The organism is Oleiphilus sp. HI0061, assembly GCF_001635675.1.
Map to the genome: position 1 here is coordinate 1 of NZ_LWFE01000502.1, position 7,739 is coordinate 7,739.

The 7,739-nt window shown below is 46.8% G+C and carries 8 protein-coding genes; 4 read left to right on the forward strand and 4 right to left on the reverse strand.

Going from position 1 to position 7,739, the window contains the following annotated elements:
- The 4 genes from cbiB to apbC form a co-directional block, all read right to left on the reverse strand.
- Positions 1-938, reverse strand: a 938-nt coding sequence (gene cbiB / locus A3735_RS06650) for an adenosylcobinamide-phosphate synthase CbiB (protein ID WP_068508630.1), incomplete at its 3' end; no start/stop codon positions are given.
- A gap of 20 nt (positions 939-958) precedes the next feature.
- Positions 959-1,729, reverse strand: coding sequence for an adenosylcobinamide-GDP ribazoletransferase (locus A3735_RS06655; protein WP_197485715.1), 771 nt, complete (start codon positions 1,727-1,729; stop codon positions 959-961).
- A gap of 42 nt (positions 1,730-1,771) precedes the next feature.
- The gene (gene cobT, locus A3735_RS06660; RefSeq protein ID WP_068508632.1) at positions 1,772-2,812 is read right to left on the reverse strand and encodes a nicotinate-nucleotide--dimethylbenzimidazole phosphoribosyltransferase; all 1,041 of its coding nucleotides are present in this window, start codon (positions 2,810-2,812) and stop codon (positions 1,772-1,774) included.
- 58 nt (positions 2,813-2,870) lie between these two features.
- Positions 2,871-3,968, reverse strand: a complete 1,098-nt coding sequence (gene apbC, locus A3735_RS06665) for an iron-sulfur cluster carrier protein ApbC (RefSeq protein WP_068509003.1) — start codon at positions 3,966-3,968, stop codon at positions 2,871-2,873.
- 266 nt (positions 3,969-4,234) lie between these two features.
- Here apbC and metG point away from each other — a divergent pair, with 266 nt between their 5' ends.
- The 4 genes from metG to A3735_RS06685 form a co-directional block, all read left to right on the forward strand.
- Positions 4,235-6,277 carry a methionine--tRNA ligase gene (metG, locus tag A3735_RS06670; protein WP_156490485.1) on the forward strand — a complete coding sequence of 681 codons (2,043 nt, stop codon included), beginning with the start codon at positions 4,235-4,237 and terminating at the stop codon, positions 6,275-6,277.
- 56 nt (positions 6,278-6,333) lie between these two features.
- On the forward strand, positions 6,334-6,915 hold the full coding sequence (gene rsxA, locus A3735_RS06675) for an electron transport complex subunit RsxA (RefSeq protein ID WP_068512022.1): 582 nt from the start codon (positions 6,334-6,336) through the stop codon (positions 6,913-6,915).
- On the forward strand, positions 6,916-7,506 hold the full coding sequence (rsxB, locus tag A3735_RS06680) for an electron transport complex subunit RsxB (RefSeq protein WP_068512026.1): 591 nt from the start codon (positions 6,916-6,918) through the stop codon (positions 7,504-7,506).
- Positions 7,503-7,739: hypothetical protein (locus tag A3735_RS06685; protein WP_197485716.1), on the forward strand; the 237-nt coding region annotated here is incomplete at its 3' end. The genes rsxB and A3735_RS06685, both read left to right, overlap by 4 nt.

Genomic DNA, 7,739 nt, shown 5'->3' on the forward strand with positions numbered 1-7,739 from the left:
TAATAGAAACGAATCAGAAAAAAGTAGCCTTCAAGAAGAATAAGTGCAGCACACCAAAGAATTAGACTGCGTTTAATCAGCTTGAGCGCTTCTTGAATGCTTTGCGCACAAGCCGCTTGACCATGTTTAGGGCCAAGCGCAGATCGCTGTTCAAGTGTTTCGTCATAGCAGGCGCTACCGCCTAGTTTTAATTCAAGTGCACCAGCTCCAGCAGCCATGACTGGGCCTGCATTGGGGCTCTTCCATAATTTACCTTGTGTTTTCCAGCATTGAAAAGCGCTGCGTGTTTGCCCGCATAGCGCATAACTAAGTGCAGTCAGTCGAGCCGGAAGGTAGTTCATTACATCATCAAGGCGAGCAGCAGCCCACCCGAAGTCCTTGTAGCGAGTGTTCTTATAGCCCCACATAGCATCGAGAGTATTCACCAGGCGGAAAAGAACAACGCCCGGTATGCCGCCAACAATAAACCAGAAAATAGTGCTAAAGATTGCGTCAGCACCATTTTCGAGTACAGACTCTGTACTGGCGCTTGCGACGTCTTCGGGCCTTAAATGCTTGGTGTCACGACTAACAATTCGAGCGACTTTCTTCCGAGCTTCACCTAGATGCCTTTTGGTTAAAGGTTCAATAATCGCTTCAGCATGTTCTTTGAGGCTTTGCCAACCTAGCGCTGTATATAAGACGAACGAGGCAAAGGCGACGTGAGCGATCGGTTCGCTGAGTGTAAGTAACTCCAAATAGAAAGCGAGTAGAACGGTAGGCACTAATAGGAATGTCAGTGCAATGATGCCTTTAAGCCGTTTGCCGGACCCGCTATTTAACTTGTGCTCAAGGTCGGTGGCGAGATTGCCAAAGCCAACGAGAGGATGAAAGTGCTTGGCTTCGCCAAAGACCTTATCGAGGAACAAGGCCAATAAGAGGCAAATTGAAAAGTACATGTGTTATTTCCTTGTTATATTTATTGGCAGGCAACGAGAACTAGCAGGGTGATGCATTCGAGTATCTCGATCATGGCGCCGGCTGTATCACCTGTGCACCCTTTAAGCCGCTTCATCATGCGAGAGCGCAAGTAGTAGAAACTTAAGCAGCTTACGAATAGCAGGGGGATGATGACTGCCCAGCCTAGAAAGTAGCAGGAAGCGAGCATGAGGATGATAGAACCAAGCCAAACTTGGTGATCTTGCTTGTGCTCGGCAATTGCACTTCCTAAACCGCTTTTTCGTGCATAGGGTGTGGTAACAAATAGCAGGCTGGCGCTGATGCGAGCAAATACCAGGGGCCAGATAAGCAGCCAAATATCCTGATTGATGATTAGCTCAATAGTTAAGAGCTTCAAAAGCAATAATAAAACAGTCGCTGCAATAGCAATTGGGCCAGATGTTGGATCTTTCAGAAGTCGCAGAGTTCTTTCTTTTGAGCCAAGCCCACCCATCCAGGCATCAGCACTGTCGGCAAAACCGTCGAGATGTAGAGCGCCGGTAAGCACTACCCATAGCGTTAAGATTAGAGCCGCACTTAGAAGTGTTGGAAAAACAAAGCTCAAAAGTAATGATGCTGAGCACAAGATTATACCCAGCAATAGACCAACAAGTGGATACCAGCTGAGTGATGCGCCTATCTCTTTCTCAGTCGGAGCAGATTGCTGGCCAACAGGGATTGCACTCAAGAATTGAAGGGCAATGATCGCCGCTTTAATTTGATTAGCAGCGGGTGTTTCTCGTTGGCTCACAAAAAATGCTCCGTGTGTAGCAGGCGATTATGGCAGCTCAAATTACTGACTGACGCCAGCCTGATCAAAGGTTGCCATTTGGGCATGAAGCAGACAGGCAGACTGTAAGAGGGGCACAGCGACGGCGGCACCACTAGCTTCGCCCAGCCGCATACCTAGACTCAGCAAGGGTTCGGCTTCAAGTGTTTGCAATAGGTGTTTATGACCGGCTTCTTCTGAACAGTGAGAGAAAAATAACCAGGGACGAATAGAGGGGTTAATTCGCGTTGCTACTAAGGCTGCTGCCGAGCTGATAAAACCGTCTACCAAAACGCTAATACCCAGTTGAGCGCAGCGAATATAGGCGCCAACCAGTCCGGCAATTTCAAAGCCGCCAAGCTTGGCCAATAGTTCGCTTGCTGTCGTATCACTGGTTTTGTGAAGGTCTAAGCCTTGTTGTACAGCCTTGAGCTTTCGCTGGATACCTTCGTCATCAATACCCGTTCCTCTTCCGATGAGCTGCTCCACAGGTAAGTCAGTCAAGCCTGCTGTTAAAGCGGAAGCGCTGGTGGTATTACCTATGCCCATCTCACCACCAATAAACAGCTCGATACCCAACTCTTTTGCTTGTGATGCTGATTGAGCCCCGGCTTCTAGTGCTTGGCTTAGTTGTTCCTCGCTCATCGCGCTTTGCTGGCAGAAGTTCGCGGTGCCGGCAGTAATACGCTGGTCAGTCACGCTATCTAAGGGAGCGAGTTCATTGACTGTGCCTAGGTTAATTACGCCGAAATCAGCATTCAATTGGCGAGCTAATACGGTAATCGCGGCACCGCCAGCGGCAAAGTTTTTTACCATCTCACCTGTCACGATTTGAGGGAAGGCCGAAACACCTTCATCAACAACACCGTGGTCTGCAGCAAAAATACGGATCATGATCTTGTCTATAGTGGGTACTTCCTTGCCTTGTAAGCCAGCAAATTTGATTGCTAGCGATTCCAGCTGGCCTAATGAACCGGGTGGCTTGGTTAGTTGCCCCTGACGAGTACTTGCCGCTGTTTGGGCTTCCAGATTAATTGCTTGAGCAGCGTCATTAAGCCATTGCATAGGAGGTATCCTGATATAAAATTAAGTGTCTATTGTCTTAGTTGCTGTTTCTTGGTGATTAGCCCCGGCTAACAACAATATTCGGGAAGGCTCGTTTTGGGTCGAGTGCTTTCTGCGAAATTGCTGCCGAAACCTTGCGCGCTATATCCCTATATAAGTGAGACACTTCGCTATCAGGCTCTGCCACAACGGTTGGTTGGCCTGCATCGGTTTGTTCACGAATGGTTTTGTGTAAGGGCATCTCCCCAAGTACTTCGGTCTGATAAGTCTGTGCGATACGTGCACCGCCACCTTCACCAAACAAGGGTTCATGGTGGCCGCATTCACTACAAATGTGAGTGCTCATGTTCTCGATTACGCCGAGTACATCAATGTCTACTTTGCGGAACATCTCGATGCCTTTTTTGCAGTCAAGCAAGGCAATATCTTGAGGTGTGGTGACAATAACGGAGCCGGTTACAGGGATTTTCTGCGCCAAGGTGAGTTGGATGTCACCCGTGCCTGGTGGCATATCGATAATCAGGTAGTCCAGGTTGTTCCATAGGCTTTGCGTGGCTAGTTGCATCAAAGCACCGCTAACTTTGGGGCCGCGCCAAACCATGGGGGTGTTATTATCTACAAGAAAGGCCATCGACATTGCCTGTATGCCATGAGCCTCGATAGGCACAAAGAACTTTTCTTCTTCAGTTTCAGGGCGTTGGCCTTCTGGAATGCCCAGCATCATACCTACGCTTGGGCCGTAAATATCAGCATCAAGAATACCAACAGTTGCGCCCTCTTGAGCGAGTGCCAGTGCCAGGTTAACTGAACTGGTGCTTTTACCAACACCACCTTTGCCAGACGCTACCACAATGACGTTTTTGACGCGTTCGAAAGCAGGAACCTGGCCTTGCGCTTTATGCGCCTTTATTTTGAAAGAGACAGATATATCGACACTTTCGACGCCATCAACAAACTCCAGGTTGCTCGTAAGTATCTGCTGCATTGCGCCTAAAGTACCTTTGCAGGCGTAAGGCATTTCAATATCGAGCTTTACTTGCTTATTGTCGTAAGTAAGGGACTTGATGGCCTCCAAGGAAAACAAATCTTTGTTTAGATAAGGGTCATTAAAGCCTTTAATCGCATCTTCTAGCTCGCGCTGATTAACTGATGACATGTTGCTACCATTGCTAAGGTTCTTGAAAGAAAGGCGCATTATAAAGAATAAATAGCACGAAAGGGCAGGGCTAATTTCTGTCTCTTGAGGATATAATCTTAAGCGTCCTGGTTTGGAAACAAACTTTACCACGATATCAGGATGAAAAATGTCCAATAGATAGGTATGATAGCGCGGTTTTTACTCCCGAATTGTTTTGATTGTCCAGTGAGTTCTTATTTCCAACTTACGTGGGCAATTGTTTATCTACAAGAGAAGAGAATTCAGTGCGAAAAATTCTGGTAACCAGTGCCCTTCCTTACGCTAACGGCCCGATTCACCTGGGTCATTTGTTGGAATATATTCAGACCGATATCTGGACTCGTTTCCAGAAATCACGTGGTGAGCAATGTACCTATGTTTGTGCAGATGATGCACACGGTACAGCCATTATGCTGCGTGCCGAGAAGGAAGGCATCACGCCAGAGCAGCTGATAGATAAAACAAAAGCGGAGCATCAGCAGGACTTTGCTGATTTCCAGATTCATTTTGATAACTATCACTCCACCCACTCCGAAGAAAATAAAGCTCTTTCTTCTTCTATCTACGAGGCGTGTGCCGCTAACGGCAAGATTGCCACGCGTAGCATTACCCAGGCTTTTGACCCTGAGAAGAATCTATTTCTCGCTGATCGCTACGTAAAAGGTACTTGCCCTAAATGTAAGGCAGAAGATCAGTACGGTGATAACTGCGAAGTCTGTGCAGCGACCTATATGCCGATGGAGCTGATTGACCCTAAGTCAGTAATCTCCGGTGCGACACCGATTGAAAAAGAATCTGAACACTTCTTTTTCAAATTACCTGATTTTTCGGACTTCCTTAAAGAGTGGACGCGTAGTGGTGCCTTACAGCCACAAATTGCTAACAAGCTAGCGGAGTGGTTGGATTCAGGTCTGCAAGAATGGGATATCAGCCGCGATGCGCCTTACTTCGGTTTCGAGATTCCAAATCAGCCAGGTAAATTCTTCTACGTATGGCTGGATGCGCCGATCGGTTATATGGCGAGTTTCAAAAATTTGTGTGATAAGACAGAGGGTTTGGACTTTGACGAATATTGGAAGGCAGGTTCAGATACCGAGCTTTATCATTTTATCGGTAAAGATATCGTTAATTTCCATGCTTTATTTTGGCCAGCAATGCTGAGCTGCGCGGGTTATCGTACACCGAATGCGGTGCATGCTCATGGCTTCGTTACCGTAAATGGTAAGAAGATGTCCAAGTCACGAGGCACATTTATTAAAGCGCGTACTTATTTAGAGCACCTAAACCCTGAATACCTGCGTTATTACTTTGCGGCCAAATTGACTAATGCGGTCGATGATCTGGACTTGAATCTGGAAGATTTTGCGCAACGTGTTAATTCTGACTTGGTCGGTAAGGTTGTGAATATTGCCAGCCGTTGTGCCGGTTTTATTACTAAGCGTTTTGATGGCAAGTTAGCTGCGAGTTGTGAAGAAACCGAGCTGCTTCAGAAGTTTATCTATGCAGGTGACGAGATTGCAGCTTTCTACGAAGGTCGAGAGTTTGGTAAGGCGATTCGTAAGATTATGGAGCTTGCTGACCTGGCAAATCAGTATATCGATGAAAAGGCACCTTGGGTGATTGCCAAGGAAGAAGGCAAAGAAGCTGAGCTGCAGCAAATTTGCTCCAATGGTATCAATATGTTCCGCCAGCTGATGACCTATTTAGCGCCAGTGCTACCGGGTATGACTGAAAAGGCGCAAGGCTTCTTAAACATTGAATTGAACTGGGATGCGCGTACCGAGCTATTGTTAGATCATCAAATCAACAAGTTTAAGCCGATGATGACGCGTGTCGAAATGGATAAGGTCAATAAGATGGTTGAAGCTTCTAAAGAAGCTGCGGCGGCAGAAATGCAGCTAGGAAAGAAAGAAGAGAAGCCAGTTGAAGAAAGTGATTTGCCTGGTGGTGAGGCAATTGCGCCAGAAATTGAGTTTGATGATTTTGCCAAAGTGGATTTACGCGTTGCATTGATTAAGAACGCAGAGCATGTTGAAGGGGCTAAAAAGCTACTGAAACTTACTTTGGATTTGGGAACAGAGCAAAAGCAAGTATTCTCTGGTATCAAGTCGGCTTATCAGCCAGAAGACTTGATTGGCAAGCTAACGGTGATGGTAGCGAACCTTAAACCTCGTAAGATGAAGTTTGGTATGTCGGAAGGCATGGTATTGGCTGCAGGCCCTGGTGGCAAAGATATCTGGTTGCTTGAGCCTCATTCCGGTGCACAGCCAGGCATGAGAATCATGTAGTTGGGTTTGTGGCACTAAAAAGGATAATAACGGGTCTCAATTTTAGAGAGAAATGAATGACTGAATATTTGCTAATTCTTGTCAGTACGATTCTGGTGAATAACTTTGTACTGGTTCAGTTTCTGGGGTTATGCCCGTTTATGGGGGTATCCAACAAGCTGGAAACAGCGATGGGGATGTCCTTGGCGACAACCTTCGTATTGACCCTGTCTTCAGTATGCAGTTATTTGGCCTTTACCTACTTATTACAGCCGCTAGGTTTGGAGTACTTGCAGACCATTACCTTTATTTTGGTGATTGCTGTGGTCGTGCAGTTTACCGAGATGGTTGTTCGTAAAACCAGCCCCTTACTCTATCGAGTACTTGGGATCTTTCTGCCGCTGATTACCACTAACTGTGCAGTATTGGGTGTGGCGCTGTTAAACATTAAAAAGCAGAACGGCTTTGTTGAGTCGATTATGTATGGCTTTGGTGCCGCGCTTGGTTTTTCCTTAGTGCTCATCCTATTTTCAGCAATGCGAGAACGTATTGCTGTGGCTGATGTGCCAACGCCTTTTAAAGGTTCAGCTATTGGTATGATCACGGCGGGGCTGATGTCTCTCGCTTTTATGGGCTTTACTGGTTTGGTGAATATCTAGATGAGTATTGTTATTACCGCCATTGTCGCGCTATTAGCGCTAGCTGTTGTTTTTGGCGCATTACTGGGTTTTGCTTCCGTCAGGTTTAAAGTTGATGGCAACCCAATCGTTGATCAGATCGACGGTTTATTACCTCAGACTCAATGTGGCCAATGTGGTCACCCAGGTTGCCGACCTTATGCTGAGGGTATTGCTGCGGGCGAAGATATCAACAAATGTCCTCCCGGTGGCGAAGCGACTATTCAGGCCCTGGCCGATTTATTAGACGTTGAACCGATGGCCTTGGATGCTGAGCACGGTGAAGAAAAAGCCAAGCAGGTCGCAGTAATTCGTGAAGATGAGTGCATAGGCTGCACTAAGTGTATCCAGGCGTGTCCTATCGATGCGATTTTAGGGGCGGCTAAGCACATGCATACAGTTATTGAATCTGAATGTACTGGGTGTGATTTGTGTGTAGAGCCTTGCCCGGTAGATTGTATCGATATGGTGCCAGTAGATAAGGGGCTATCAGCATGGCATTGGGACTTACCCAAGCCTGTACATATTATTGCTACGGATAAGTCTCAGCCTGTGGAGGTGCAGTCTGTATGAGTGCCATGACACAGAACAATACACAGATCATTGCCACGAGTGGACGTTCCTTATCAGACTTTCATGGTGGTATTCACCCGGCGGAAATGAAGTCGCTATCGAGCGAGACAGCGATTACTGAGGCGGGCATTCCGCCACTACTTGTTTTACCTTTACAGCAACATATTGGTCAAGCCTCCAAGGTCTTGGTTGAAGTGGGTCAACAAGTAAAAAAAGGCCAGTTATTGGCTGAA